Here is a 24,149-nt window from a genome sequence, read left to right as displayed (position 1 = left end):
CCCCGGTTTATTCAGCAACTACGAAGAGTACGCTATGGCTGTGACTAAGCCGACGTTTAAAGCCCCTGGCAAACAAGGCGATGTAATTTTCAGTGCGCTGGTAAGACTGGCTGCGCTGATTGTGCTATTTCTGCTGGGTGGGATTATCATCTCGCTGTTTATCTCCTCGCTGCCGAGCATTGAGAAGTTTGGCTTCTCTTTCCTCTGGTCCAAAGAGTGGGATGCCCCTAATGAAGTCTTCGGCGCACTGGTGCCGATCTACGGAACCCTCGTAACCTCGTTTATCGCACTGCTGATTGCGGTTCCGGTGAGCTTTGGTATCGCGCTGTTCCTGACAGAACTTGCGCCTGGCTGGCTGAAGCGCCCGCTGGGTATCGCCATTGAACTGCTGGCGGCCATTCCAAGTATCGTGTACGGCATGTGGGGCCTGTTTATCTTTGCTCCCCTGTTCGCGACTTACTTCCAGGAACCCGTAGGCAACGTGCTCTCTGCCGTGCCTATCGTTGGCGCGCTGTTCTCTGGCCCTGCGTTTGGTATCGGCATTCTTGCCGCCGGCGTGATCCTCGCCATTATGATCATCCCTTACATTGCCTCCGTGATGCGCGATGTCTTCGAACAAACGCCAGTGATGATGAAAGAATCGGCCTACGGCATCGGCTGTACCACCTGGGAAGTTATCTGGCGCATTGTTTTGCCGTTCACCAAAAACGGCGTTATCGGCGGCGTGATGCTTGGCCTTGGCCGTGCGCTGGGTGAAACCATGGCGGTGACCTTTATCATCGGCAACACCTACCAGCTCGACAGCGCCTCACTGTATATGCCGGGCAACAGTATTACCTCTGCGCTGGCGAACGAATTTGCCGAAGCAGAATCCGGCCTGCATACCGCCGCGCTGATGGAGCTTGGCCTAATTCTGTTTGTGATTACCTTTATCGTACTGGCTATCTCTAAGTTCATGATTATGCGCCTGGCGAAAAACGAAGGGGCTCGCTCATGACCACGATGGAAATGCAAAGCAGCGCGGCACTGGCTGAGTCGCGCCGCAAAATGCAGGCGCGTCGCCGCATGAAGAACCGTATCGCCCTGACGCTCTCTATGGCGACCATGGTGTTCGGTCTGTTTTGGCTGGTGTGGATCCTGTTTTCCACGGTAACCCGCGGCATCGACGGCATGTCGCTGGCGCTGTTTACCGAAATGACGCCTCCGCCTAATACCGCGGGCGGTGGCCTGGCTAACGCCCTGGCGGGCAGCGGCCTGCTGATCCTGTGGGCGACCGTTATCGGTACGCCGCTGGGCATCATGGCCGGGATTTATCTGGCCGAATATGGCCGTAAATCCGCCCTGGCCGAAGTGATTCGTTTTATTAACGACATTCTTCTGTCCGCCCCATCGATTGTGGTCGGTCTGTTCGTTTACACCATTGTGGTGGCGAAAATGGAACACTTCTCCGGCTGGGCGGGCGTGATTGCGCTGGCGCTGCTGCAGGTGCCTATCGTCATTCGTACCACTGAAAACATGCTGAAACTGGTGCCGGACAGCCTGCGCGAAGCCGCTTACGCACTGGGAACACCAAAATGGAAGATGATCTCCGCGATTACGCTTAAGGCGTCCGTCTCCGGGATTATCACCGGCGTGCTGCTGGCGATTGCCCGTATCGCTGGCGAAACCGCTCCGCTGCTCTTCACCTCCCTCTCCAACCAGTTCTGGAGCACGGACATGATGCAGCCTATCGCCAACCTGCCGGTGACCATTTTCAAATTTGCGATGAGCCCGTTTGCCGAGTGGCAACAGCTGGCCTGGGCAGGGGTGCTGATCATTACCCTCTGCGTGCTGCTGCTGAACATTCTGGCGCGCGTGATTTTCTCGAAGAGTAAACACGGTTAAATTTTACGGCGCGGCCCTCGCGGCGCCGGACGGAGATTAAGACACAGATGAGTAAGGTTGATTTAGCCCCAGGCAAAATCCAGGTTCGCGATCTGAACTTCTATTACGGTAAGTTCCACGCCCTGAAGAACATCAATCTGGATATCGCGAAGAACCAGGTTACCGCCTTCATTGGGCCGTCAGGCTGTGGTAAATCCACCCTGCTGCGCACCTTTAACAAAATGTACTCGCTCTACCCTGAGCAGCGTGCAGAAGGTGAAATCCTGCTGGATGGAGAAAATATTCTCACCCAGAGCCAGGACATCGCCCTGCTGCGTGCCAAAGTCGGCATGGTCTTCCAGAAGCCGACGCCGTTCCCGATGTCCATCTACGACAACATCGCTTTTGGCGTGCGTCTGTTTGAAAAGCTGTCCCGCAGCGACATGGATGAACGCGTGCAGTGGGCATTGACCAAAGCCGCGCTGTGGAACGAAACTAAAGATAAACTGCACCAGAGCGGCTATAGCCTCTCCGGTGGTCAGCAGCAGCGTCTGTGCATCGCTCGCGGCATCGCGATTCGCCCGGAAGTTCTGCTGCTGGATGAGCCGTGTTCCGCGCTTGACCCGATCTCCACCGGGCGTATTGAAGAGCTGATCACCGAGCTGAAAGAAGACTATACCGTAGTGATCGTGACCCACAACATGCAGCAGGCGGCGCGTTGTTCTGACCACACGGCGTTTATGTACCTCGGCGAGCTGATCGAATTCAGCGAAACCGATACGCTGTTTACTACGCCAGCGAAGAAACAAACCGAAGATTACATTACTGGCCGCTACGGTTGATTTGGAGAGCGCGATGGATAACCTCAACTTAAACAAACACATTTCTGGCCAGTTCAACGCCGAGCTGGAGTACATCCGTACTCAGGTGATGACGATGGGCGGGCTGGTGGAACAACAGCTCTCTGACGCGATCACCGCGATGCACAACCAGGACAGCGAGCTGGCGAAGCGCGTTATCGCCGGTGACCAGAAGGTCAACATGATGGAAGTGGCGATCGATGAAGCCTGCGTGCGTATCATCGCCAAGCGCCAGCCTACCGCCAGCGACCTGCGCCTGGTGATGGCGATCATCAAAACCATCGCCGAGCTGGAACGTATTGGCGACGTAGCGGACAAAATTTGCCGCACCGCGCTGGAGAAGTTCTCCCAGCAGCACCAGCCGCTGTTGGTCAGCCTGGAATCGCTGGGGCGCCACACCGTGCAGATGCTGCACGACGTGCTGGACGCTTTTGCGCGTATGGATCTGGACGAAGCGGTGCGTATTTACCGCGAAGACAAGAAAGTTGACCAGGAATATGAAGGCATCGTGCGTCAGCTGATGACCTACATGATGGAAGACTCCCGTACCATTCCAAGCGTGCTGACCGCGCTGTTCTGCGCCCGCTCCATCGAGCGTATCGGTGACCGCTGCCAGAACATCTGCGAATACATCTTCTACTTCGTGAAGGGGCAGGATTTCCGTCACGTGGGCGGGGATGAGCTGGACAAGCTGCTGGCGGGTAAAGATCCGAAAGAGTAAGCATTTCCGTTCCCTCTCCTAAAAGGAGAGGGGTCGACGCTTCTTCCCCCCTCTCCCCTTTGGGAGAGGGCTGGGGTGAGGGGCCGTTACTTCCCGAACAAACGCCGAGAATTATCCTCGATCTTCCCTGAAATTCTGCGCTTCTGCATCGTTCTGCTCCAGCTTACCGACAACCCAGCCGCTGACAAAAGCCGATGATACTGTGAATCATCAAACGGCATATGCCAGGCAATGGCGATAGCTTCTGCCACCGTCACGTCGCTAACGCGAGAGGCCAGTTCCAGCGGTGCATCGGCGGAAACATTCCCCGCCAGAATCACGCGATAAAGCCAGCCGCAGTAGCCCGCTTCCTGCATCCGCGTTGCCATATCCTCTACGCCAAAATGGTAGTTCAGCTTAAAGCAGGGCGAACGAGGCTGAGTCACCTGAATCAGCGCTTCACCCCAGCGGTAAATATCCCCCATACAGACGTTCTTTTCCGTCATCCCTTCCGTGGACAGGTTTTCGCCGAAGGCCGGGGCGTTAAACAAATCGCTTTTATCCGGGAAGAGATGCGCCCAGTGCTGATAATGCTCGCGCGGATAGTGGCACAGCGCCCTGTCTGGCCCGCCGTGAATCACTTTCTCCGCCTGCTCGTCGCCCTCCAGCCCAAGCTCGGTCAGGCGAAGTTCGCCGTCCACCTGCACCTTGGCGATGGCGCTGGGCCGACTCCCTTCGTAAGCACGGATCTGGCCAACGTAAACCTGAAGCGGATAGCGATGCATAAGCGACTCCCTGCGAAATAGACATAAAAAAAGCGAGCCATCAGGCTCGCTTCTCTAAGGTCGGATTGCAACCTTATTTTTTAGCGGCGAAACGTGCTGCTGCTTCGTCCCAGTTAACCACGTTCCAGAACTCTTTCGCGTAGTCCGGGCGACGGTTCTGGAATTTCAGGTAGTAAGCGTGTTCCCAAACGTCCAGGCCCACAATCGGGAAGCCGGAAGCGCCGGAGATAGCTTCGCCCATCAGCGGGCTGTCCTGGTTTGCAGTAGAAACTACAGCCAGTTTGTCGCCTTTCAGTACCAGCCACGCCCAGCCGGAGCCGAAACGGGTAGCGGCTGCTTTTTCGAACTCAGCTTTGAACGCGTCAACGCTGCCGAAATCGCGCTCGATAGCGGCTTTCAGGTCACCTTTCAGCTCGGTACCTTTTTTCAGGCCTTTCCAGAAGAAGCTGTGGTTAGCGTGGCCACCGGCGTTGTTACGCAGTACGGTTTTCTTATCCGCAGGCAGCTGATCCAGTTTAGCGATCAGTTCTTCAGCAGACAGGCTGGCAAACTCAGGCAGGGATTCCAGCGCGGCGTTCGCGTTGTTGACATAAGCCTGGTGGTGTTTGCTGTGGTGGATTTCCATGGTTTCTTTGTCGAAATGCGGTTCCAGCGCGTCGTAAGCGTAAGGCAGGGATGGCAGTGTATAGCTCATATTCATCGTCTCCATTAACGTAGAGCGGCTGTAATGCTGTTAACGCCGCGTAATCAGTCGGTTCATTATAGTTAATTAAATGATATTGAAAATGTTTATCAATGCCGTACTTAGCGTGTGGTTATAACTTTTCTTCATGAAACCACGGCTTACGGCTATAACGCAGCGGGTAAAAAGCCATTTTCCCAGAGTAACGGCGAATTGTTACCCGGTCGTGACGTAACGGCATGAGAAGAACCCGAGAGGAGTACAAATTGTGATCGCCATCGGCGGCACTCGCTGAATTTTGCCAGCTTCATCGGGCGCGCGGCATTGCCCTGAAGGTTGGCCCGCAGCTCACTCTTTAGACTCGTTGACATTGCAGGCTGTCGCAGAGGCGACGGCCCAAAAACAGCGAGGGTTAATCATGAGCAATGCAATCACGATGGGGATCCTGTGGCATCTGATCGGCGCCGCCAGCGCCGCCTGTTTTTATGCCCCGTTTAAAAAAGTGCGGCACTGGTCCTGGGAAACCATGTGGTCCGTCGGCGGGATTTTCTCCTGGCTTATCCTGCCGTGGGCGGTGAGTGCCGTACTGCTACCCGATTTCTGGGGGTATTACGGGTCGTTCAGCGTGGCCACGCTGCTGCCGGTGTTTTTGTTTGGTGCCATGTGGGGCATCGGTAATATCAATTATGGCCTGACGATGCGCTATCTGGGGATGTCGATGGGGATTGGCGTCGCTATCGGCATCACGCTGATTGTCGGCACATTACTGACCCCGATCATCAATGGCAAATTTGCCATGCTGACGGGTACGCCAGGCGGACGCATGACGCTCCTTGGCGTGCTGGTGGCGCTTATCGGCGTGGCTATTGTGACCTGGGCTGGGCTGCTAAAAGAGCGTCAGATGGGGATTAAAGCGGAAGAATTTAACCTGAAAAAAGGGCTGCTGCTGGCAATGATGTGCGGCATTTTCTCCGCCGGTATGTCATTTGCGATGGATGCAGCGAAGCCCATGCATCAGGCGGCGTCGAATCTGGGCGTCGATCCGCTTTATATTGCCCTGCCAAGCTATGTGGTGATCATGGGGGGCGGCGCCGTTATTAATCTGGGCTTTTGCTTCATCCGACTGGTAAAAGTAAAAAACTTGTCGGTAAAAGCCGATTTCTCGCTGGCAAAATCGCTGATTGTTACCAACCTGATTTTATCGGCACTTGGCGGCCTGATGTGGTACCTGCAATTCTTCTTCTACGCCTGGGGGCACGCTAAAATTCCGGCACAGTATGACTACATGAGCTGGATGCTGCATATGAGCTTCTACGTGCTCTGCGGCGGGCTGGTAGGGTTAATCATGAAGGAGTGGAAGTCCGCGGGGCGCAGGCCGGTTGGCGTACTGGCGATGGGCTGCCTGACGATCATTCTTGCTGCCAATATCGTCGGCCTGGGCATGGCGAACGGATGAGGCTAACGAAAACGCTGGCGCCATAACCTTGGCGTCACGCCCGTCTCTTTGGTGAACACCACGGAAAAATAGTTACTGTCCTCGAAGCCGCACTGGGCGGCAATCTCGCTGATTAACAGCTCGCTGTGGCGCAGCAGATACTGCGCCTGGCAAATACCGAGCTGGCGCAGATACTGGTTTAGCGTCATGCCCGTTTGCTGGCGAAACAGGGAGCGCATCTGCCGCTCTGTCACCTGATGGTGGTGGCAAAACAGCCCGAAATCAAACGGCTCTTCAAGGCTGTTTCCCAGTGCGGCCATCAGCAGATCCAGCGTTTCACCCTCACTCAGGCTGGCGGCATCGGCCACCCGATAGCGATGGCGGCGCAGGGTTATCAGCAGTTGTAAAAACAAGCTTTCCGACAGGCAGCGTGACAGGAGGTCCGTTTTCGGACTTTCATGCTCGAGCTGCCCGATGATCTGACGTACCTGCGCCATGCCCTGGCTACCCAGCCGCCAGCGAGGATCGCTGTCGCTGCCGTGGGGAGGGTTAGACAGCAGATCCCCCCAGTTAACGTTTAACGCCAGCCTTTCCGGGCAGTAAATAATGTTATGCAGGACCAGATCGTGCACTGATTCGTAGCTGTGCTTATCTTCCGCACGAATGTAGAACAAATCGCCACAGGTGATGCGCCAGGGCCTGCCGTTAAGAATGTGCAGCCCGTTGCCGCGCCAGACCACCACCAGTTCACAAAATTCATGGGTATGCTCGGCAAAAACGTTTTGAGGATAGCGATCGGCCACCGCGACCGGCTGCGTATCGGAGGCAAAAAAATCCGCTTTTTTAAGCACTAACTGGCCTGGCACAGACGTCGCTCCGTGACTGAATGGGCTGAAATCATTGCTTTTTTTCGCCTAAAATACGGTGACGTCAGCCACGTTATACCAACGGAGTATCCCGGCCCTGGCGTACCACCCTGGGAGAGTAAGAAAACTCTCGCTTAAAAAGCGTGGAGAAATGGTTACTGTCGCCAAAGCCGCACTGAAAGGCGATATTCGTCACGCTTTCCTCGCTATGTCGCAGTAAATAACGCGCTTTCATCAAACGGAGTCGGTTGAGGTAGCGCTGAGGCGTGAGCCCGGTTTTCTGATTTAACAGGCGATGCAGGGTTCTCAGCGAGAGCGTAAAAGAGGCTGCCAGCTGCTCCCAGCAAACCTCTTCCGAAGAGTGATCTTCCAGCCAGAGAAGAAGCTGGTTTAAGCGCTCGTCGGCCCCGCCCCGATTGTCTGCCTGATTCGCCTGGCTCAGCAACACCAGCAGCTGCATAAAGAGAAGTTCTCGCCTGGCGAGGGCAGGCGCCGTGTTTTCCGAACTCAGCGCCTCAAACTGCTCGATAAACCCTTTCACCTGACGCAATACGCCCTGATTGACCCGCCAGTGTGCCGGATAATAGCCGTCTTGTTCCTGCGGCAGGAGTTTGTGCAGCCCGGATAGAAAGCAAAAGGCTTCCGGCTCACGGTACAGAATATTGGTCAGGCAGAGGTTTTCGGTGTGCTCAAACTGATGATGATCGTGATCGCGAACAAAGCAGATGGAGCCGCCGCTCAGCGTATAAGGTTGCGCGTTGAAAATATGGGAGCCGGTGCCGTGTTCAACAATAATGATTTCATTGAAATCATGGATGTGCTCAGGGAAGTCCGGCTGAGGCTGGCGGGGCTCAATGGCCACCGATATCCCGGCGTCTGGAAAAAAATCCACGCTGTGTAATACCGTCATGATTGCTTCTCACTGTGCTAACGATGGGTCGATAGTAGAGAACCGCGCCCGGCATCACCTTAAATTTTCGACACAAAATCGTGCATAAAGCGTTCTTTTTTGAAGATGAAACGGGCTTTATCGGGAAATGTGTGTGCGGTCACAGGCGTGAAGCGCGGCCTTTCGAGGCGGGCAAAGTAAATATGTGAACTCTCTCTCGTTCATCTTTGCCTCTTTGCCAGGCGCGAACGCACGCTGTCATTGGGATGAAGGCAGGGGCAGAGCGGCATTTTTAGACTGATGGGCAATGACGCCAATAAGGACTCCCATCATGACTTTTCGCCACAGCGTTGCCGTCGATCTCGGTGCCTCCAGCGGCCGCGTGATGCTGGCGGGCTATGATCAAGCCGCCCGGCAGATCTCCCTGCGGGAAATTCACCGCTTTACCAACAGCCTGATTCGCATTGACGGCCATGACTGTTGGGATCTTGACAGCCTCGAAGCTGAAATACGCCTTGGGCTACAAAAAGCCTGCGATGAAGGCGTGCGAATCGACAGCATTGGCATCGACACTTGGGGCGTGGATTTCGTTCTGCTTGATGAAAATGGCCGCCGAGTGGGCCTGCCCGTGTCCTATCGCGATAACCGGACGGACGGCGTAATGGCTCGGGCTATCAGCGAGCTTGGGCGCGAAGAAATCTACTGCCGCAGCGGTATTCAATTTTTACCTTTCAACACGTTATATCAGCTTCGTGCACTGGTAGAGCAGCACCCGGACTGGGTAAAGCGAGCCGCTCGCGCGCTGCTGATCCCGGATTATTTCAGTTTTCGGCTTACCGGGGTGATGAGCTGGGAATACACCAACGCCACCACGACTCAGATGATAAACATCCAGACGGACAGCTGGGACAGCCAGCTGCTGGCCTGGGCAGGGGTGCCGGAGCGTTGGTTTGGCACACCCACGCATCCCGGCGTGATGAGCGGCGAGTGGGAATGCCGTGAAGGCAACAAAATTCCGGTAGTCAGCGTCGCTACCCACGATACGGCCAGCGCGGTAATTGCCGCTCCTCTGGTCGGGGAAAACGCCGCTTATCTCTCCTCCGGGACCTGGTCATTAATGGGTTTTGAAAGCAAAACGCCCTGCGTCAGCGAGGCGGCGCTGGCGGCCAATATAACTAACGAAGGTGGGGCAGAAGGGCGTTATCGCGTCCTGAAAAACATCATGGGGCTGTGGCTGCTGCAGCGCGTTTTCCGCGAAAGCGCGGGAATGGATATCCCCGATCTTATTGCCCTGGCACAGCGTCTGCCCGGCTGCCGCTTCACCATCAACCCCAACGACGATCGCTTTATCAATCCGGTCAACATGAGCCTTGAAATTCAGGCCGCCTGCCGTGAGGCGAACCAGCCGGTGCCGGAAAGCGATGCAGAGCTTGCGCGCTGTATTTTTGACAGCCTGGCCTTGCTCTATGCCGAGGTACTGCGCGAGCTGGAAGCGTTGCGAGGCGAGCCTTTTGGCTGCCTGCATATTGTCGGCGGCGGCAGCCAGAATCATTTCCTCAACCAGCTTTGTGCCGATGCCTGTGGGATCCCTGTTGTTGCCGGGCCGGTGGAGGCTTCAACGCTGGGAAACATTGGCTGTCAGCTGATGGCGCTGGACGTGATTCCAGACGTAGACGCCTTTCGCCACCTCGTGCGCCAAAACAGCAATCTCATTTCCTTCATGCCGAACCCGGACAGTGACATTCGCCGCTACGTCGGGCAGCTACGGCAAAACATTCAGACACGTAAGGAGCTTTACGCATGACCACTCAAATCGAAGAAGCCTGGGCCCTGGCGAAACAGCGTTTTGCCGCAGCAGGCGTTGATGCGGAGGAGGTTTTACGCCAGCTCGATCGCCTGCCAGTCTCCATGCACTGCTGGCAGGGTGATGACGTCGCCGGGTTTGAAAGCCCCGAAGGCGAGCTAAGCGGCGGCATCCAGGCCACGGGCAACTACCCAGGTAAAGCGCGTAATCCGGCTGAACTGCGCGCCGATCTGGACTGTGCTCTGAGCCTGATCCCCGGGCCAAAGCGATTGAATTTGCATGCGATTTATCTCGAGTCCGACGAGGCTGTCTCTCGCGACTGCATCAAGCCTGAGCATTTCAAAAACTGGGTTGAATGGGCTAAAAACCATGGCATGGGGCTGGATTTTAACCCTTCCTGCTTCTCTCATCCGCTAAGTGCGGACGGTTTTACGCTGTCACACGCCAGGGATGAAACCCGCCAGTTCTGGATCGATCATGTTAAAGCCTGCCGCAAAATATCGGCTTACTTCGGCGAACAGCTGGGAACGCCATCGGTGATGAATATCTGGATCCCGGACGGCATGAAAGATATCACCGTCGACCGTCTGGGCCCGCGCAGGCGTCTCGTGGAGGCGCTGGATGAAGCCATGGCTGAAAAACTTAACCCGGCACACCACATTGATGCGGTGGAAAGCAAACTGTTCGGTATCGGCGCGGAAAGCTACACCGTCGGTTCCAATGAGTTTTACTTCGGCTATGCCACCAGCCGCCAGACGGCCCTGTGCCTCGATGCTGGCCACTTCCATCCCACCGAAGCGATATCCGACAAAATCTCCAGCGCCATGCTCTACATCCCGCGCCTGCTGCTGCACGTCAGCCGCCCGGTGCGTTGGGACAGCGACCACGTTGTGCTGCTGGACGACGAAACCCAGGCGATCGCCAGCGAAATCATCCGTCACAACCTGTTTGACCGCGTCCACATTGGCCTCGACTTCTTTGATGCCTCAATCAACCGCGTTGCGGCCTGGGTTATCGGCACGCGCAACATGAAGAAAGCCCTGCTGCGGGCGCTGCTTGAGCCCACAGCCCAGCTTCGCCAACTGGAGTTGGCAGGCGATTACACCGCCCGCCTGGCGCTGCTTGAAGAACAGAAATGTCTGCCGTGGCAGGCCGTCTGGGAGATGTACTGCCTGCGCCACGACACTCCAGCGGATGCCTCCTGGCTGAGCACTGTTCGCCAGTATGAACAGCAAATTTTAGCGCAGCGCGTGAATTGACCCTCACCCCGGCCTTCTCCCTAAAAGGGAGAGGGTGAAACCGACATTCTTACTGAACAATTCCCTTTCCCCTTTGGGGAGAGGGAGCGTCTTAAGGAACACGAAACAATGCAGAACATCCTCAACTCATGGTTTATTCAGGACATGGTGAAGGCCACCGGCGATATGTGGCTAAAGGGCTGGGACGAGCGCAACGGCGGCAATATTAGCCTGCGGCTGGATGCCGAAGACGTCGAATATTACCGCGACCAATTCAGCCATGCACCGCACAGCGTCGCGCTAAGCCAGCCTGCAGAAATGCTTGCGGGATGCTGGTTTTTGGTGACCGGTTCAGGCAAGTTTTTCCGTAACGTTCAGCTCGATCCGGCGGACAATCTGGCGCTGCTGCAGGTCAGCAACGATGGCCAGTCCTACAGCATCCACTGGGGGCTGACCAACGGCGGGATGCCAACTTCAGAACTCGCAGCACATTTCCAGTCCCACGGGGTACGCAAGCTCATATCCGGGGGGAAAGATCGGGTGATCATGCATTGCCACGCCACCAACCTGATTGCGCTAAGCTACGTCCTGCCGTTGGAAAACGCGGCCTTCACGCGCCAGCTTTGGGAAGGCAGTACCGAATGCCTGGTAGTCTTCCCGGAGGGTATCGGCATTGTGCCGTGGAAGGTGCCGGGCACTGACGACATTGGCACCGCCACCGCAGAGCAAATGCGCGCTCACAGCCTGGTGCTGTGGCCACATCATGGCATTTTTGGCACCGGGCCTACGCTCGACGAAGCCTTTGGCCTGATAGACACCGCTGAGAAGTCGGCTGAAATCCTGGTGAAAATCTATTCGATGGGCGGCATGAAGCAGACTATCACTCGCACGGAACTGGTGGCGCTTGGCGAGCGTTTCGGCGTCACGCCACTTGCAGAAGCACTTAAGGATTGAGGAGCAAAAGATGAGTTTTATGCTGGCACTACCCAAAATCAGCCTGCACGGAGCGGGCGCCATTGGCGATATGGTGGAGCTCATCGCCGAAAAACGCTGGGGCAAAGCGTTAGTGGTAACCGACGGACAACTGGTGAAAATGGGGCTATTAGATAGCCTGTTTGCGGCGCTGGACGAGCATAACCTGCCTTACGAACTGTTCGATGAAGTGTTCCCCAACCCGACCGAAGCGCTGGTGCAAAAAGGTATCACAAGATTTAACCTGGCCGACTGCGACTACCTCATTGCTTTCGGCGGCGGCAGCCCGATTGATACGGCGAAAGCGGTGAAAATCCTGACCGCAAACCCGGGGCTTTCCGTGCATTATTCCGGTGTCGGGAAAGTAAAAAATGGCGGAGTTCCTCTGGTGGCGATTAACACCACGGCGGGCACGGCGGCAGAGATGACCAGTAATGCGGTGATCACCGACAGCGAACGTCAGGTGAAAGAGGTGATCATCGACACCAATCTCATCCCGGATATTGCCGTGGATGATGCCAGAGTCATGGTGAATATTCCGTCCTCCGTTACCGCTGCAACTGGGATGGATGCGCTTACCCACGCCGTTGAAGCCTATGTTTCCGTCAGCGCACATCCGTTAACGGATGCCAACGCGCTGGAGGCCATTCGCCTGATAAACACTTGGTTGCCGAAAGCCGTAGACGACGGGCAGAACCTGGAAGCGCGTGAAATGATGGCCTACGGCCAATATCTCGCGGGGATGGCGTTTAACAGCGCCGGGTTGGGGCTGGTACATGCGATGGCGCACCAGCCGGGCGCGACGCACAACCTGCCGCACGGCGTATGTAATGCGATTTTGCTGCCGGTGGTTGAAGCCTTTAACCGGCCAAACGCGGTGCCTCGCTTTGCTCGTCTGGCGCAGGCGATGGGGAGCGATACTCAGGGGCTGACCGACGAGCAGGCAAGCCATAAAGCCATCGAAGCGATTCGCGCGTTATCCGCCAGGGTTGGCATCCCGTCCGGCTTTCGTGAGCTTGGCGTTCAGCCTGCCGATATTGAAGGCTGGCTGGACAAAGCGCTGGCCGATCCGTGCGCGCCGTGTAACCCAAGACCCGCCTCGCGCGAAGAGATCCGCCAGCTTTATCTGGAGGCGCTGTGATCAGGAAAGCTTTTGTGATGCAGGTTAATCCTGACGCCCACGAAGAGTATCAGCGCCGCCATTCGCCGATTTGGCCCGAGCTGGAAGAGGTGCTTAAACAGCACGGCGCTCATCGCTATGCGATCTATCTGGATGAACAGCGCCATCTGCTGTTTGCCACGGTAGAAATTGAGTCCGAGGCGCGCTGGAATGCGGTGGCCGACACCGACGTTTGTCAGCGCTGGTGGCAGCATATGCGCGACATCATGCCCAGCAACCCGGACGGCAGCCCGGTCAGCCAGGCGCTAAAAGAAGTGTTCTGGCTCGAATAAAAACAAGGCCCGGTTTCCGGGCCTTTTCTTCTCTCTTAGCGAGTGGCGGCGTCTTCCAGCGCTTTGTGGATGACGGAAGACAGCTCGGCGACGTCAAACTTGGCGACATAGCCGTTGGCACCGACTTTACGGACGTGATCTTCGTTGGCGCTGCCGGAAAGTGAGGAGTGGATCACCACCGGAATGTGCTTCAGAGAAGGTTCGGTCTTAATGTTGCGGGTCAGGGTAAAACCGTCCATCTCCGGCATCTCGATATCGGTCAGCACCAGGCCGATTTTGTCGGTGATAGGCGTGCCGGATGCTTTGGCATCGGCAGCAATAAGTTTGATTTTTTCCCAGGCTTCCAGGCCGGTCGCGTGCATGATGGCCGGAATGCCCATCCCCTTCAGGCCCTGCTCCAGCATCGAACGCGCGACTTTGGAATCTTCGGCAACAATAGCCACCGCACCGGGCTTCAGGGTATAAGTTTTCTCTTCTATCGCGGCAATATTCACATCTCTCCCGGATGGGATAATGTCATAGAGGATCTGCTCCACGTCCAGCACCAGCGCCAGGTCTTTGCCGGTTAGCGGGTCGTCAATATTGGCGATGCTGGTGATATTGCGGCTGCTGACCCCGGCCTCGGCGGCGTGCACCTGGCTCCAGTCGAGGCGAATAATGTTCTCCACGGACTCCACGGCAAACGCCTGGGTGCTGCGGGCATATTCGGTGATCAGTAATAAATTCAGGCCGGTGGTCGGCGTGCAGCCGGTGACCGCAGGCAGATCGATAACCGGGATAATCTGGTCGCGAATATTAGCCATGCCCAGCAGCGGTGATTCCATGCCTGCGGCACGGTTAATCTTCGGCATCGGCACAATTTCACGCAGCTTAAAAACGTTGATGCCGTACAGCTCGGACTTGCTGTCGTGCTGGCTGGTGCCTAAGCGGAACAGCAGCAGCTCGAACTTGTTGGATAACGCCAGGTTGGCCCTTTCATCAATATCTTTCTGAAAACTATCCATTTTAACCTCAAGTGATAACCCGGCCTCAGAACCCAACCGTACGGAGTGAATGCTTGTCTAAGTTATCGGCAGCGTCTGGAAAAAATGAAGGGAAAAGGCGAAATGATTTCGCTTAGAGGGGCGTGATACCCCTCTAAGCGGGGGGCGCTTACTTTTTCTTGTTCAGCATCGCTTTGAGGTCGGCAAACGGATTATAGGTTGCTTCGCCTACATCCTTTTGCGCGTCCTCTCCGGCAATCACCGTGGAGCCGTACTGGTCGGCCTCGGTGTATTTAGAATGTTCATGATCGTGGCAATACAGGCATAAAAGCTCCCAATTGCTGCCATCTTCTGGGTTATTGGTGTGATCGTGATCCATATGGTGAACGGTCAGTTCACGCAGATTAGAATAGACAAACTCGCGGGAGCAGCGCCCGCACACCCACGGGAAAAGCTTCAGCGCCTTTTCGCGGTAGCCGCTTTCCAGCCGCGTATAGTTCTTGGGGATAATTGCCATGATTCAGGTTCCAGACAAAAAATGTAGGGTTATGCCCAGTTTCCGGCTAAAGCACGTCTTTATCAATCCCCAGGCGCTTCATCCGGGAAAGTAACGTGGTGCGCTTCAGCCCTAATCGCTGGGCAGCGCCGCGAGGCCCGGCCACCACGCCGTTAGCTTCTTTCAGCACGCGCAGGATGCGCTCGCACTCGTCCTCATCTTCACGCCTCTCTTCTTCCACACACGGAGAAAGATGGCGTTCCAGAGGAGGGCGGTGATCCATTTCGGGCAGGGAAAGGTGCAGCACGCTGCCCCGGGTTAACAGCACCGCCCGCTCAATCACGTTTTCCAGCTCCCGCACGTTGCCTGGCCACTCCATGCGGCTCAGGGCGCGCAGCGTTTCTGCCGGAATACTGTCGATGTTGCGGTTCAGGCGGCGGGCGATTTTGAAAGTGAAGGATTTTACCAGCAGCGGGATATCCTCCGGGCGTTCGCGCAGCGGCGGCAGCGTGATAGGAAACACATTCAGCCGGTAATAAAGATCGCTGCGGAACTCCCGGTCGGCAACCATCTCTTTCAGGTTGCGGTTAGTGGCGGCGATCAGGCGCACGTCCACTTCCTGAACCTTATTGCTGCCGAGGCGCTCAAACTCCTGTTCCTGCAGCACGCGCAGCAGCTTGGGCTGCAGCTCAAGCGGCATATCGCCCACTTCGTCGAGGAACAGCGAGCTTTTATCCGCCAGCTCAAAGCGGCCAATGCGCTGATTGTTCGCCCCGGTAAACGCCCCGCGCTCGTGGCCGAACAGGTCGCTCTCCAGCAGCCCGGCGGGCATCGCAGCGCAGTTGATCTTCACCATCCGGCGGCTGTTGCGCTCGCTCAGGTTATGGATCGCCCGGGCAATCAGCTCTTTACCGGTACCGGTCTCGCCGAGGATCAGCACGGTGCTGTCGCTGCTGGCCACCATCTCCACCTGCTTAAGCACGATAGACATCGCCTCGCCGCGCCCGATAATTTCGCCAAAATCGCTGTCGACGTTATTAATCTGCTCGGTGAGGTAGAGGTTTTCATCCACCAGATTCTCTTTCAGGCGGTTGATTTCCTGGTAGGCGAGTGCGTTATCCACCGCGATGGCAATACGTTCGGCAATCTGGCGCAGCAGCTTGAGGTTGGCTGGCGTAAAGCCCTGCTCGCTGCATTTGGCGAGCTTCAGGACGCCCAGCATATTGGGACCGAACTTCAGCGGCAGCAGGCAAAGCGTCTGAGGTTTGTTGTCCCACATCTCCAGCAGCATCCGCTCATACGGCGCCAGTTTGTCGCCAGGGCAAAGATTGAGCAGCAGCATTTCGCCACTTTTAAAGACGCGTTCTGACAGCGTGCCTTCCTCAAGCACGTCGCTTTGATCGTGAATCGGCGAAGCTTCATCCACAAAGTGAGTGGAGTAGAGCGTGAGCCGCGACTTGCGGCTGCTTTTCAGCACGATGCTGATGGAATCAATGGCGAAGTGATAGTGAATTTCCCGGGCAATCTCGCTGATCAGTTCGTCCAGGTCCAGCTTCGACAATACCGCGTTGGTGACGGCCACCAGAATGCGAAAATCGTCGCGCTCCCGGCACAATAACTGGTGATCGTGGCTCGAATTGAGCCGGGTCTGAATTTGCTCGGTCACCAGGCCGACAATTTGCGCCAGGGTATAAAGCCGGTTCAGCTCTTTTTCCGTCCAGCCATCCGCCCGGTTGCGGATAAATTCGCAGCCGCCGAAAATTTTGCCTTCGGAGGCCAGCGGTAAAAGGCAGTAGCGGCCAAAAGGAGCATACAGATCCAGGCTTGCCATTTGCGGCCAGGTTTCATCGAACTCTTGCTGGCTGCAAATCAGCGCCTCCGGGCGCGACAATATGCGGCGCACCGGGCCGCTGGCCAGAGCCATTTCATCTTCGTAGTGCAGTTCCTTGCCGTGTTTATCCTTGCCATAAAAACTCACCCGCTGATGCTGGGGATGGTAAAGCAGAATGTTAACGCGATCGGCCAGCGCGCCCTGTTTCACCAGCTGCGTCAGGCTGCTGGCGAGTTCGTTGAGATCGGGCTGCTGGAGCAGCATGCGGGTGATATCAAACAACCCCTGCTGCCCGAGATCGCTCATCGGCGTGTATGACATTTTTGCTTTCCATTGAAATGCCCTGCGGCGGGTGCAGGGCTAAAAAATATAATTAATATAAATATTGTTTAAGTTTAGTCAGCGTTGCGTGAATGCATACTGGTGCAGGTCAACAAATGCGCGGTAAGGGTTCAAAATGCGGCAGATCGAGCGTGCGTTTTACGCCATAAAGCCCCGCGACGCGCACGCCTTTTCGCTCTACAACCTCACCCACGACAGCCGCCTGTTTGCCGCAGGAGTGCTGCTGTAACGCCTGAATAACGGCCGGGGCAGACTCGGGAGACGCGGCGATAACCAGCTTGCCTTCATTAGCAAAATTTAACGCATCCAGCCCCAGCAGTTCACAGACGCCGCGCACCGCCGGGTTCAGCGGCAGCTTGTTTTCGCTGATTTCCATTCCGCAGCCGCTGGTGTCGGCAAACTCGTGCAGAACGGCATTTACCCCGCCGCGCGTGGCGTCCCGCAGCGCTTTTACGCCGGGAATCTGCAGCAGCGGGGCGATCATCGGCGCCAGCACCGCGCAATCGCTTTGTAGGTCGCCGTCCAGCCCCAGCTTCTCGCGCAGGTTGAGGATGGTTGCGCCGTGGTCGCCGAGCGTGCCGCTCACAATCAGCCGATCCCCTGCTTTGATCTGAGCCGCGCCCCAGTTAACGCCCGCAGGAATAGCGCCTATCCCGGCGGTATTGATAAACAGCTTGTCCGCCGCGCCGCGCGGTACGACTTTGGTGTCGCCGGTGACAATGGCGATATTTGCCGAGTGCGCGGCATTCGCCATACTGGTGACCACGCGCTCCAGCGTTTCAAACGGCAGGCCTTCTTCAAGGATAAAACCGCACGACAGCCAGCGCGGTGTAGCCCCGCTCACCGCGACGTCGTTGGCCGTGCCGCACACGGCCAGCTTGCCGATATCCCCGCCGGGAAAAAACAGCGGATCGATAACGTAGCTGTCGGTAGAAAACGCCAGCCGGTCGCCGCAAGCTGTCAGCTCTGCCAGCGAAAGCCTCGCCTGATCTTCCTGCTCGGCCAGCCACGGATTATCAAAAGCCCGCATAAACAGGCCGGCGATCAACTGCTGCATCGCCTGGCCGCCGCTGCCGTGGGCCAGCTCAACGGTTTTCATACTTCACACTCCTGAGAACGGTACTGATACCACGCCGCGCAGGCTCCTTCGGAGGAGACCATCAGGGCGCCGAAGGCGTTTTGAGGATTACAGTCGCGGCCAAACAGCGGGCATTGCTGCGGCTTGCAGCGCCCGATAAGCACGTCGCCGCAGCGGGCTTTCGGGTCGTCGTAAACCCGCTGCGGTTTGGGCTGGAAATGGTCTTCGGCATCAAACTGACGGTAGGCTTCGGTGAGCTGCACGCCGGAATCACCGATTACGCCCAGGCCGCGCCATTCCGCTTCGCCGCGCATCGTAAATACGTCGCTTATCGCCTTCTGCGCAAGCAAATTGCCTTCTTCCGGCACGACCCGGCGGTACTGGTTTTCTACCAGGCTGCGCTGCCTGATTTTTTGCTCGACCAGCATCAGCACGCCCTGCAGCAGATCGAGCGGCTCAAAGCCGGCCACCACCAGCGGGCGCTGGTGCTCAGAGGCAATAAAGTCATAGGCTTCGGTGCCAATCACCATGCTGACATGCCCCGGCGCCAGGAAAGCGCCGATGCCGTTGTCGGGCTGGGAAAGCAGGCTGCGCAGCGTCGGGATCAGCGTGATGTGCTGACAGAAGAAATAGAAATTATCGATGCCCTGCGACTTTGCCTGTTGAAGCGTGATTGCCGTGGCGGGCATGGTGGTTTCAAAGCCGAGGCCAAAGAACACCACTTTGCGCTCCGGGTTCTGGCGAGCCTGCGTCAGCGCGTCCATGGGCGAGTAAATCACCCTGACGTCCGCGCCTCGCGCCTTCGCCTGCATGAGCGAGCCGTTTTTACCCGGCACGCGTATCGCATCCCCAAAGGTACAGAAAATCACTTCCGGGTGGCTGGCTATCTCAATGCAGGTGTCGATTCGCCCCATCGGCAGCACGCAAACCGGGCAGCCGGGGCCGTGAATAAACTCGATATTTTCCGGCAGCAGCTGATCGAGGCCGAATTTAAAAATAGCGTGGGTATGGCCGCCGCAAACTTCCATGATGCGCAGCGGGTGGCTCGCCGTGTAGTTCAGCAGCGTGGCGCGGGATTTCAGCGTTTCAATCAGCTGCATCACGCGATCTGGATCGCGGTATTCATCGACATAGCGCATCAGCGACGCTCCTCGCCATAAAGCAGCGCGCCAACGTCCGGCTCAACCTCGAACATGTTTTGCAGGGCATCCAGCGTGTCCCGCGCCTCGGCTTCATCAATCATGCTCATGGCGAAACCGACGTGAACCAAAACCCATTGCCCCACGGCGGCGTCGCCCACCAGCGTTAAATTCACGTCGCGCTGCACGCCGCAGACGTCCACTTTCGCGCTGCCGTCGGCCAGGCGCGCAACAATTTGCCCCGGGATGCCTATGCACATCGCTCCGCCTCCAGCCAGCTAAGCCACTCGTCCATCCCTTCGCCGCTGGTCGCGGAAACCAGAATAATTTTGATGTCCGGGTTGACCTCGCGGGCAAAAGCCAGGCACTTGCTGACGTCGAACTGCAGGTAGGGCAGCAGGTCGATCTTGTTCAGCAGCATCAGTGACGCCGCGGCGAACATATGCGGGTATTTCAGCGGCTTATCTTCGCCTTCCGTCACCGACAGCACCGCGACCTTATGGCGCTCGCCTAAATCAAAGCTCGCCGGGCAAACCAGGTTGCCGACGTTTTCGATAAACAGCACGCCGTCGCGTTCAAGCGGCAGGCGCAGCATGGCATCTCGGATCATCTGGGCATCAAGATGGCAGCCTTTCCCGGTATTCACCTGAATGGCTGGCGTGCCGGTCTCGCGGATGCGCGCGGCGTCGTTCACCGTTTGCTGATCGCCTTCGATAACCGCGCACGGCACTTTGGCATTCAGGCGCTTCAGCGTCTCGGTGAGCAGGGTGGTTTTACCGGAGCCGGGGCTTGAGACCAGGTTCAGCACCAGCTGATTGTGGCTGGCAAAGCGGTCGCGGTTATGGGCGGCGAGCTGGTTATTTTTGTCGAGCACGTCCAGCTCGATCTCCAGCATCTTACGCTGAGTCATCCCCGGCGCGTGGGTGCCTGCCGCGCCGTGACCGTAATGCAGGTCGCCCTGTTCGTCAGCCGTAGGGGCAAACTTGACGCCGGTGATCTGCTGCAGCGGGCGTGCCGCCGGGGCAAACGGGGCACTGCGAAAGCCAGAGTGGGGATTACGTTCGTCCCCTTCAATGTACAGGTTGCCTTCACCGCAACCGCAAGTGCTACACATGAGCTATCTCCTGATCGATTTCCAGACGCTTAATCTGCATGCCGTCATCCGCCACGATGCGCAGGTTGCTGCCGTTACAGTTGGGGCAGCACTTCACGCGCTGGGTCAGTAAGGTGACGAACTGCTGGCAGTCATGGCACCAGCATTCGGCTTCCTGCTGGTGGATATGCAGCTTGCAGCCTTCTGCCAGGGTGCCGCGGCAGACCAGATCAAAGCAAAACTCCAGGGCGCTGGTTTCCACGCATGAGAAGGCGCCGACCTCCAGCCAGACGCCGGTCACGCGACGGGCATTGTTCTGGCGGGCGTGGTTTTCGATAAGTTCGACTGCGCGCTGGCAAAGGGTGATTTCGTGCATGGGGCCTCCGGGGGTAACTGGGGCAGGTAATGCAAGGACGGTGCCAGGCTTTTTCTTTGCCCCTCACCCCGGCCCTTTCCCCGAAGGGGCGAGGGAGAATTCTTTTAAGAAAAGGGAACGTTTATCCCCTCTCCCTGGAAGGGAGAGGGTAAAAAAGTGCCGTCAGCCAAAGTCAAAGATGACGAAATGACATGTCATTCTGCTCGCTAAAGACACTTTTATCGGTTAAATCCATTTAAAAACAATAAATTAAAAACATGGCACGAAACGTGCCTTACGGAGGGACAAGCACTAACAGAGCGAACAAAACATGAACATTTGGGAACTGAGCGAAAAAGCCGAGTACATCGCCGACAAGCACCAGCGGCTGCTTTCGCAGTGGCATCTGTACGGCAACACCCTGATTCATGGGATCACCTTATCCAAAGCGAAGCTGCATCACGCCGTGGGCTGCAACCCTGACGAAAGCCTGCGCTTCTTCTTATTTGACCACTTCGTCATTCAAATCAATCTCGCCGAAGGCTTTAACAGCCACACCATCGAGTACAGCATCGAACTGCGCGACGGCAGCGATAACGTGCTGATTGCCAAGGCGACTATCGACGATGACGGACTGATTGATAACGCCGTCAGCAACCGCGATCGCGAGAAAGTGCTGGAACACTACCTCGAGCTGATCCGCCCGGTGTACGACAGCCTTTATCTGGCCGTGCAGCAAAACACCCCGTTATCCATGGCGCTGCTGCAAAAGTCCGCCGTGGCATGAAGATATCTGGGGTGTCGAGAACTGTCGAACCGGCAGCTTTTCGGCATGTTTTCGTCAAAAATGACGATTGTCACCTGAGGAAGAACTGGTGAACCGTTTTGTAATCGCTGACTCAAAATTGTGTATGGGCTGCCATACCTGTGAAGCGGCCTGCGCCGAGACGCACCGCCTGCACGGCCTGCAGTCCATGCCGCGCCTGAAAGTCATGCGCAACCTGAATGAATCTGCGCCGCAGATGTGCCACCACTGTGAAGACGCCCCCTGCGCCGGGATTTGCCCGGTCAACGCGATAACCCGCGTGGACGGCGCCGTGCAGCTGAATGAAAGCCTGTGCGTAAGCTGCAAACTTTGCGGCATCGCCTGCCCGTTCGGCGCCATTGAATTTTCCGGCAGCCGCCCGCTGCATATTCCCGCCAACGTGAACAGCCCGAAAGCGCCACCTGCGCCTCCGGCCCCGGCTCGCGTTAGCCCGCTGCTGGACTGGGTTCCCGGCGTTCGCGCTATCGCGGTCAAATGCGACCTGTGCAGCTTCGACGAAAGCGGCCCGGCCTGCGTTCGCACCTGTCCGACCAAGGCGCTGCGGCTGATCGACAACCAAGACATCGCCCAGGCCAGCAAGCGCAAACGTGAACTGACGCTTGGCGCGACGCTTGGCGACCTGACCCTGTTTACCCAGCCAGAGGCGAGAAAATGAATGCTTTTTTACTGATTCACTGGGCGCTTTTGGGATTTGTCACCAGCGCTGTGTTAGCCGGCGCTCTGGCATTTTCAAAGCCCGTTAGCGGCTTTATCGGCGGCGTTGGCGGCGCAATCAGCGCCGTGCTTTTGCTGATCGCGGGCGTTCAGGCGCTGCTGGGCTTCAGCGGCGATGCGCAAATCTGGCACTGGCACCTGCAGCTCAACGCTTTCAACGGCGTCTGGCTGGTAACGGTGGCCTTAAGCGGCCTGTTTATTTCCGTCTATAACTGCGCCTGGCATCGCCATCCGGCGATAAAAGCCGACGGCCTGCTGATTAACTTAATCCTGGCGGCAAGCGTTGCGGCGCTGGTAGCCGACAACTTTGTCACGCTGGTAGCGATGGCGGAAATCATCTCCCTGGCGGGTTATTTCCTCACCGGCTGCCAGCAGTCCGGGCAGCTGTGGTTTGCCCTTGGTCGTCTGGGTACCGTGCTGCTGGCAATGGCCTGCTGGCTGCTGTGGCAGCGCTACGGCACGCTGGGTTATGGCGATCTGCGTCATCTCCTTGACGGCGCGCCGCTGCCGGCCCCGGTACTGATCCTCGCGCTACTCGGCTTTGGGCTGCTTGCCGGGATTATTCCGCTGCACGGCTGGGTGCCGCAGGTGCATGCGAATGCCTCCGCGCCTGCCGCCGCGCTGTTCTCCGCCGTGGTGTTGAAGATTGGCCTCTACGGCATTATGAGCTTCTCGCTGATCGGTAATACGCTGCCGCTGTGGTGGGGTGTGCTGGTCGTGGTGGTCGGCATGATCACCGCGTTTATCGGCGGGCTTTACGCGCTGATGGAGCACAACATCAACCGCCTGCTGGCTTATCACTCCCTTGAAAACATCGGCATTATTTTGCTGGGCCTGGGCTGCGGCCTGATCGGTATCGCACTGCATGAGCCGGTGCTGGTGGCGCTGGGCATGACCGGCGGCCTTTATCATTTGTTCAACCATAGCCTGTTCAAAACCACGCTGTTCCTCGGCACAGGTGCCGTCTGGTTCCGCACCGGACACCGCGACATCGAGAAGCTGGGCGGGATCGGCAAACGCATGCCGGCTATTTCGCTGGCGATGCTGGTTGGGCTGATGGCGATGGCCGCGCTGCCGCCGCTGAACGGCTTTGCCGGGGAGTGGGTTATCTATCAGTCGTTCTTCCGCCTCGGCAGCCTGCCGCTGTTTGTGGGCCGTTTTATCGGGCCGCTGCTGGCCGTGGGGCTGGCAATCACCGGCGCACTGGCGGTCATGTGCATGGCGAAAGTCTATGGCGTCACCTTCCTGGGTGCGCCGCGTACTAAAGAAGCGGAAAACGCGACCTCTGCGCCGTGGCTAATGAACGTCTCAGTCGCCCTGCTTGCCGCATGCTGCGTAGTTGCCGGGGTTGCTGCCCCGTGGCTGCTGCCTCTGCTTCAGCACGCCGTGCCGCTGCCGCTTCAACCGGCGCATACCGCCGTGTCTCAGCCGATGATCACGCTGTTGCTGATTGCCTCTCCGCTGCTGCCGTTTATTTTGATGATCGTTTTCCGCGGCGACCGCTTGCCAAATCGCTCTCGCGGCTCGGCGTGGGTCTGCGGCTACGACCACGAACAGGCGATGGTGATCACCGCGACGGGCTTTGCCCAGCCGGTAAAAGCGGCGTTTGCGCCTTTGCTTAAGCTGCGCCAAACCCTGAACCCGGTGAAGTGGATCCCTGGCTGGCAGTGCGAGCGCCTGTCCGGCACGTTCCGCCGCCTGGCGATGGTTGAGCTGGCGGTCTTACTGGTGGCGATGGTTGCCTGA

Annotated in this window: 25 protein-coding genes; 13 read left to right on the top strand and 12 right to left on the bottom strand. The window is 57.3% G+C overall.

The features are described from left to right. Positions 1-34: 34 nt before the first annotated feature. From pstC to phoU, 4 genes are read left to right on the top strand one after another with little or no spacing between them, the layout of a single operon-like run. The gene (pstC, locus tag WFK85_RS09975; RefSeq protein ID WP_008457726.1) at positions 35-997 is read left to right on the top strand and encodes a phosphate ABC transporter permease PstC; all 963 of its coding nucleotides are present in this window, start codon (positions 35-37) and stop codon (positions 995-997) included. Continuing rightward, on the top strand, positions 994-1,884 hold the full coding sequence (pstA, locus tag WFK85_RS09970; protein ID WP_008457724.1) for a phosphate ABC transporter permease PstA: 891 nt from the start codon (positions 994-996) through the stop codon (positions 1,882-1,884). Before pstC ends, pstA begins: the two co-directional genes overlap by 4 nt. A 47-nt stretch (positions 1,885-1,931) precedes the next feature. After that, on the top strand, positions 1,932-2,705 hold the full coding sequence (pstB, locus tag WFK85_RS09965) for a phosphate ABC transporter ATP-binding protein PstB (RefSeq protein ID WP_008457722.1): 774 nt from the start codon (positions 1,932-1,934) through the stop codon (positions 2,703-2,705). Between the two features lie 13 nt (positions 2,706-2,718). Then, a complete protein-coding gene (gene phoU, locus WFK85_RS09960; RefSeq protein ID WP_008457720.1) occupies positions 2,719-3,444 on the top strand; it encodes a phosphate signaling complex protein PhoU in 726 nt (241 codons plus the stop codon). Positions 3,445-3,530: 86 nt separating this feature from the next. On the opposite strand, the gene yiiM is transcribed toward phoU, so the two are convergent. Together yiiM and sodA are read right to left on the bottom strand one after the other, a co-directional pair. Then, positions 3,531-4,208 (bottom strand): 6-hydroxyaminopurine reductase, encoded by a 678-nt coding sequence (gene yiiM, locus WFK85_RS09955; protein WP_336706696.1) that lies wholly within the window; start codon positions 4,206-4,208, stop codon positions 3,531-3,533. A gap of 73 nt (positions 4,209-4,281) precedes the next feature. Next, positions 4,282-4,902, bottom strand: a complete 621-nt coding sequence (gene sodA / locus WFK85_RS09950) for a superoxide dismutase [Mn] (protein WP_008457716.1) — start codon at positions 4,900-4,902, stop codon at positions 4,282-4,284. Between the two features lie 406 nt (positions 4,903-5,308). Between sodA and rhaT the strand changes: the two genes are divergently transcribed. Continuing rightward, positions 5,309-6,346, top strand: coding sequence for an L-rhamnose/proton symporter RhaT (rhaT, locus tag WFK85_RS09945; protein WP_336706695.1), 1,038 nt, complete (start codon positions 5,309-5,311; stop codon positions 6,344-6,346). 2 nt (positions 6,347-6,348) lie between these two features. Here rhaT and rhaR read toward each other — a convergent pair whose 3' ends face one another. After that, on the bottom strand, positions 6,349-7,191 hold the full coding sequence (gene rhaR / locus WFK85_RS09940) for an HTH-type transcriptional activator RhaR (protein ID WP_166994931.1): 843 nt from the start codon (positions 7,189-7,191) through the stop codon (positions 6,349-6,351). A 73-nt stretch (positions 7,192-7,264) separates the two neighbouring features. Next, entirely contained in the window at positions 7,265-8,101 is an 837-nt protein-coding gene (gene rhaS, locus WFK85_RS09935) for an HTH-type transcriptional activator RhaS (protein WP_336706693.1), read from the bottom strand. 310 nt (positions 8,102-8,411) lie between these two features. Between rhaS and rhaB the strand changes: the two genes are divergently transcribed. The 5 genes from rhaB to rhaM all read left to right on the top strand — a co-directional run bounded on the left by rhaB (position 8,412) and on the right by rhaM (position 13,546). After that, positions 8,412-9,884 (top strand): rhamnulokinase, encoded by a 1,473-nt coding sequence (gene rhaB, locus WFK85_RS09930; protein WP_336706692.1) that lies wholly within the window; start codon positions 8,412-8,414, stop codon positions 9,882-9,884. After that, on the top strand, positions 9,881-11,143 hold the full coding sequence (locus WFK85_RS09925; protein WP_336706691.1) for an L-rhamnose isomerase: 1,263 nt from the start codon (positions 9,881-9,883) through the stop codon (positions 11,141-11,143). Before rhaB ends, WFK85_RS09925 begins: the two co-directional genes overlap by 4 nt. Positions 11,144-11,251: 108 nt before the next feature. After that, positions 11,252-12,076 (top strand): rhamnulose-1-phosphate aldolase, encoded by an 825-nt coding sequence (rhaD, locus tag WFK85_RS09920; RefSeq protein ID WP_336706689.1) that lies wholly within the window; start codon positions 11,252-11,254, stop codon positions 12,074-12,076. A gap of 10 nt (positions 12,077-12,086) precedes the next feature. Beyond that, positions 12,087-13,235 carry a lactaldehyde reductase gene (fucO, locus tag WFK85_RS09915; protein ID WP_008457699.1) on the top strand — a complete coding sequence of 383 codons (1,149 nt, stop codon included), beginning with the start codon at positions 12,087-12,089 and terminating at the stop codon, positions 13,233-13,235. Further along, positions 13,232-13,546 (top strand): L-rhamnose mutarotase, encoded by a 315-nt coding sequence (gene rhaM / locus WFK85_RS09910; protein ID WP_166994921.1) that lies wholly within the window; start codon positions 13,232-13,234, stop codon positions 13,544-13,546. Before fucO ends, rhaM begins: the two co-directional genes overlap by 4 nt. Positions 13,547-13,581: 35 nt before the next feature. On the opposite strand, the gene WFK85_RS09905 is transcribed toward rhaM, so the two are convergent. The 8 genes from WFK85_RS09905 to hypA all read right to left on the bottom strand — a co-directional run bounded on the left by WFK85_RS09905 (position 13,582) and on the right by hypA (position 20,884). Beyond that, positions 13,582-14,550, bottom strand: coding sequence for a chemotaxis protein (locus tag WFK85_RS09905; protein WP_039298985.1), 969 nt, complete (start codon positions 14,548-14,550; stop codon positions 13,582-13,584). Between the two features lie 148 nt (positions 14,551-14,698). After that, a complete protein-coding gene (gene yajD / locus WFK85_RS09900) occupies positions 14,699-15,046 on the bottom strand; it encodes an HNH nuclease YajD (RefSeq protein WP_008457693.1) in 348 nt (115 codons plus the stop codon). Between the two features lie 46 nt (positions 15,047-15,092). Continuing rightward, positions 15,093-17,177, bottom strand: a complete 2,085-nt coding sequence (flhA, locus tag WFK85_RS09895) for a formate hydrogenlyase transcriptional activator FlhA (RefSeq protein WP_166994919.1) — start codon at positions 17,175-17,177, stop codon at positions 15,093-15,095. A gap of 109 nt (positions 17,178-17,286) precedes the next feature. Beyond that, entirely contained in the window at positions 17,287-18,297 is a 1,011-nt protein-coding gene (hypE, locus tag WFK85_RS09890; RefSeq protein ID WP_336706686.1) for a hydrogenase expression/formation protein HypE, read from the bottom strand. Continuing rightward, positions 18,294-19,415, bottom strand: a complete 1,122-nt coding sequence (hypD, locus tag WFK85_RS09885) for a hydrogenase formation protein HypD (RefSeq protein ID WP_336706684.1) — start codon at positions 19,413-19,415, stop codon at positions 18,294-18,296. The genes hypE and hypD overlap by 4 nt, the downstream gene beginning before the upstream one ends. Beyond that, a complete protein-coding gene (locus WFK85_RS09880) occupies positions 19,415-19,675 on the bottom strand; it encodes a HypC/HybG/HupF family hydrogenase formation chaperone (protein WP_008457689.1) in 261 nt (86 codons plus the stop codon). Before WFK85_RS09880 ends, hypD begins: the two co-directional genes overlap by 1 nt. Then, the gene (gene hypB, locus WFK85_RS09875; protein ID WP_008457688.1) at positions 19,666-20,529 is read right to left on the bottom strand and encodes a hydrogenase nickel incorporation protein HypB; all 864 of its coding nucleotides are present in this window, start codon (positions 20,527-20,529) and stop codon (positions 19,666-19,668) included. Before hypB ends, WFK85_RS09880 begins: the two co-directional genes overlap by 10 nt. Further along, on the bottom strand, positions 20,522-20,884 hold the full coding sequence (gene hypA, locus WFK85_RS09870; protein WP_336706683.1) for a hydrogenase maturation nickel metallochaperone HypA: 363 nt from the start codon (positions 20,882-20,884) through the stop codon (positions 20,522-20,524). Before hypA ends, hypB begins: the two co-directional genes overlap by 8 nt. A 310-nt stretch (positions 20,885-21,194) precedes the next feature. Between hypA and hycA the strand changes: the two genes are divergently transcribed. The 3 genes from hycA (at position 21,195) to hycC (ending at position 24,149) form a co-directional block, all read left to right on the top strand. After that, positions 21,195-21,650 (top strand): formate hydrogenlyase regulator HycA, encoded by a 456-nt coding sequence (gene hycA / locus WFK85_RS09865; RefSeq protein WP_336706682.1) that lies wholly within the window; start codon positions 21,195-21,197, stop codon positions 21,648-21,650. 88 nt (positions 21,651-21,738) lie between these two features. Further along, positions 21,739-22,344 carry a 4Fe-4S binding protein gene (locus tag WFK85_RS09860; protein WP_166994905.1) on the top strand — a complete coding sequence of 202 codons (606 nt, stop codon included), beginning with the start codon at positions 21,739-21,741 and terminating at the stop codon, positions 22,342-22,344. Continuing rightward, on the top strand, positions 22,341-24,149 hold the full coding sequence (gene hycC, locus WFK85_RS09855; protein ID WP_166994904.1) for a formate hydrogenlyase subunit 3: 1,809 nt from the start codon (positions 22,341-22,343) through the stop codon (positions 24,147-24,149). The genes WFK85_RS09860 and hycC overlap by 4 nt, the downstream gene beginning before the upstream one ends.

The organism is Cedecea sp. VD22, from assembly GCF_037150195.1.
Taxonomy (GTDB): Bacteria; Pseudomonadota; Gammaproteobacteria; order Enterobacterales; family Enterobacteriaceae; genus Cedecea.
The sequence above is the reverse complement of the archived record's forward strand: the minus strand, read 5'-3'. Positions and strand labels throughout refer to the sequence as shown.

Excerpts from the sequence above, each read along its gene's own strand:
- rhaT (WP_336706695.1), top strand. The coding sequence starts at position 5,309 with ATGAGCAATGCAATCACGATGGGGATCCTGTGGCATCTGATCGGCGCC.
- hypA (WP_336706683.1), bottom strand. The coding sequence starts at position 20,884 with ATGCACGAAATCACCCTTTGCCAGCGCGCAGTCGAACTTATCGAAAAC.
- hypD (WP_336706684.1), bottom strand. The coding sequence starts at position 19,415 with ATGCGCTATGTCGATGAATACCGCGATCCAGATCGCGTGATGCAGCTG.
- fucO (WP_008457699.1), top strand. The coding sequence starts at position 12,087 with ATGAGTTTTATGCTGGCACTACCCAAAATCAGCCTGCACGGAGCGGGC.
- hycC (WP_166994904.1), top strand. The coding sequence starts at position 22,341 with ATGAATGCTTTTTTACTGATTCACTGGGCGCTTTTGGGATTTGTCACC.
- yajD (WP_008457693.1), bottom strand. The coding sequence starts at position 15,046 with ATGGCAATTATCCCCAAGAACTATACGCGGCTGGAAAGCGGCTACCGC.
- WFK85_RS09905 (WP_039298985.1), bottom strand. The coding sequence starts at position 14,550 with ATGGATAGTTTTCAGAAAGATATTGATGAAAGGGCCAACCTGGCGTTA.
- pstB (WP_008457722.1), top strand. The coding sequence starts at position 1,932 with ATGAGTAAGGTTGATTTAGCCCCAGGCAAAATCCAGGTTCGCGATCTG.
- hypB (WP_008457688.1), bottom strand. The coding sequence starts at position 20,529 with ATGTGTAGCACTTGCGGTTGCGGTGAAGGCAACCTGTACATTGAAGGG.
- rhaS (WP_336706693.1), bottom strand. The coding sequence starts at position 8,101 with ATGACGGTATTACACAGCGTGGATTTTTTTCCAGACGCCGGGATATCG.
- pstC (WP_008457726.1), top strand. The coding sequence starts at position 35 with ATGGCTGTGACTAAGCCGACGTTTAAAGCCCCTGGCAAACAAGGCGAT.
- WFK85_RS09925 (WP_336706691.1), top strand. The coding sequence starts at position 9,881 with ATGACCACTCAAATCGAAGAAGCCTGGGCCCTGGCGAAACAGCGTTTT.
- sodA (WP_008457716.1), bottom strand. The coding sequence starts at position 4,902 with ATGAGCTATACACTGCCATCCCTGCCTTACGCTTACGACGCGCTGGAA.
- pstA (WP_008457724.1), top strand. The coding sequence starts at position 994 with ATGACCACGATGGAAATGCAAAGCAGCGCGGCACTGGCTGAGTCGCGC.
- hycA (WP_336706682.1), top strand. The coding sequence starts at position 21,195 with ATGAACATTTGGGAACTGAGCGAAAAAGCCGAGTACATCGCCGACAAG.
- hypE (WP_336706686.1), bottom strand. The coding sequence starts at position 18,297 with ATGAAAACCGTTGAGCTGGCCCACGGCAGCGGCGGCCAGGCGATGCAG.
- rhaB (WP_336706692.1), top strand. The coding sequence starts at position 8,412 with ATGACTTTTCGCCACAGCGTTGCCGTCGATCTCGGTGCCTCCAGCGGC.
- flhA (WP_166994919.1), bottom strand. The coding sequence starts at position 17,177 with ATGTCATACACGCCGATGAGCGATCTCGGGCAGCAGGGGTTGTTTGAT.
- WFK85_RS09880 (WP_008457689.1), bottom strand. The coding sequence starts at position 19,675 with ATGTGCATAGGCATCCCGGGGCAAATTGTTGCGCGCCTGGCCGACGGC.
- yiiM (WP_336706696.1), bottom strand. The coding sequence starts at position 4,208 with ATGCATCGCTATCCGCTTCAGGTTTACGTTGGCCAGATCCGTGCTTAC.
- rhaD (WP_336706689.1), top strand. The coding sequence starts at position 11,252 with ATGCAGAACATCCTCAACTCATGGTTTATTCAGGACATGGTGAAGGCC.
- phoU (WP_008457720.1), top strand. The coding sequence starts at position 2,719 with ATGGATAACCTCAACTTAAACAAACACATTTCTGGCCAGTTCAACGCC.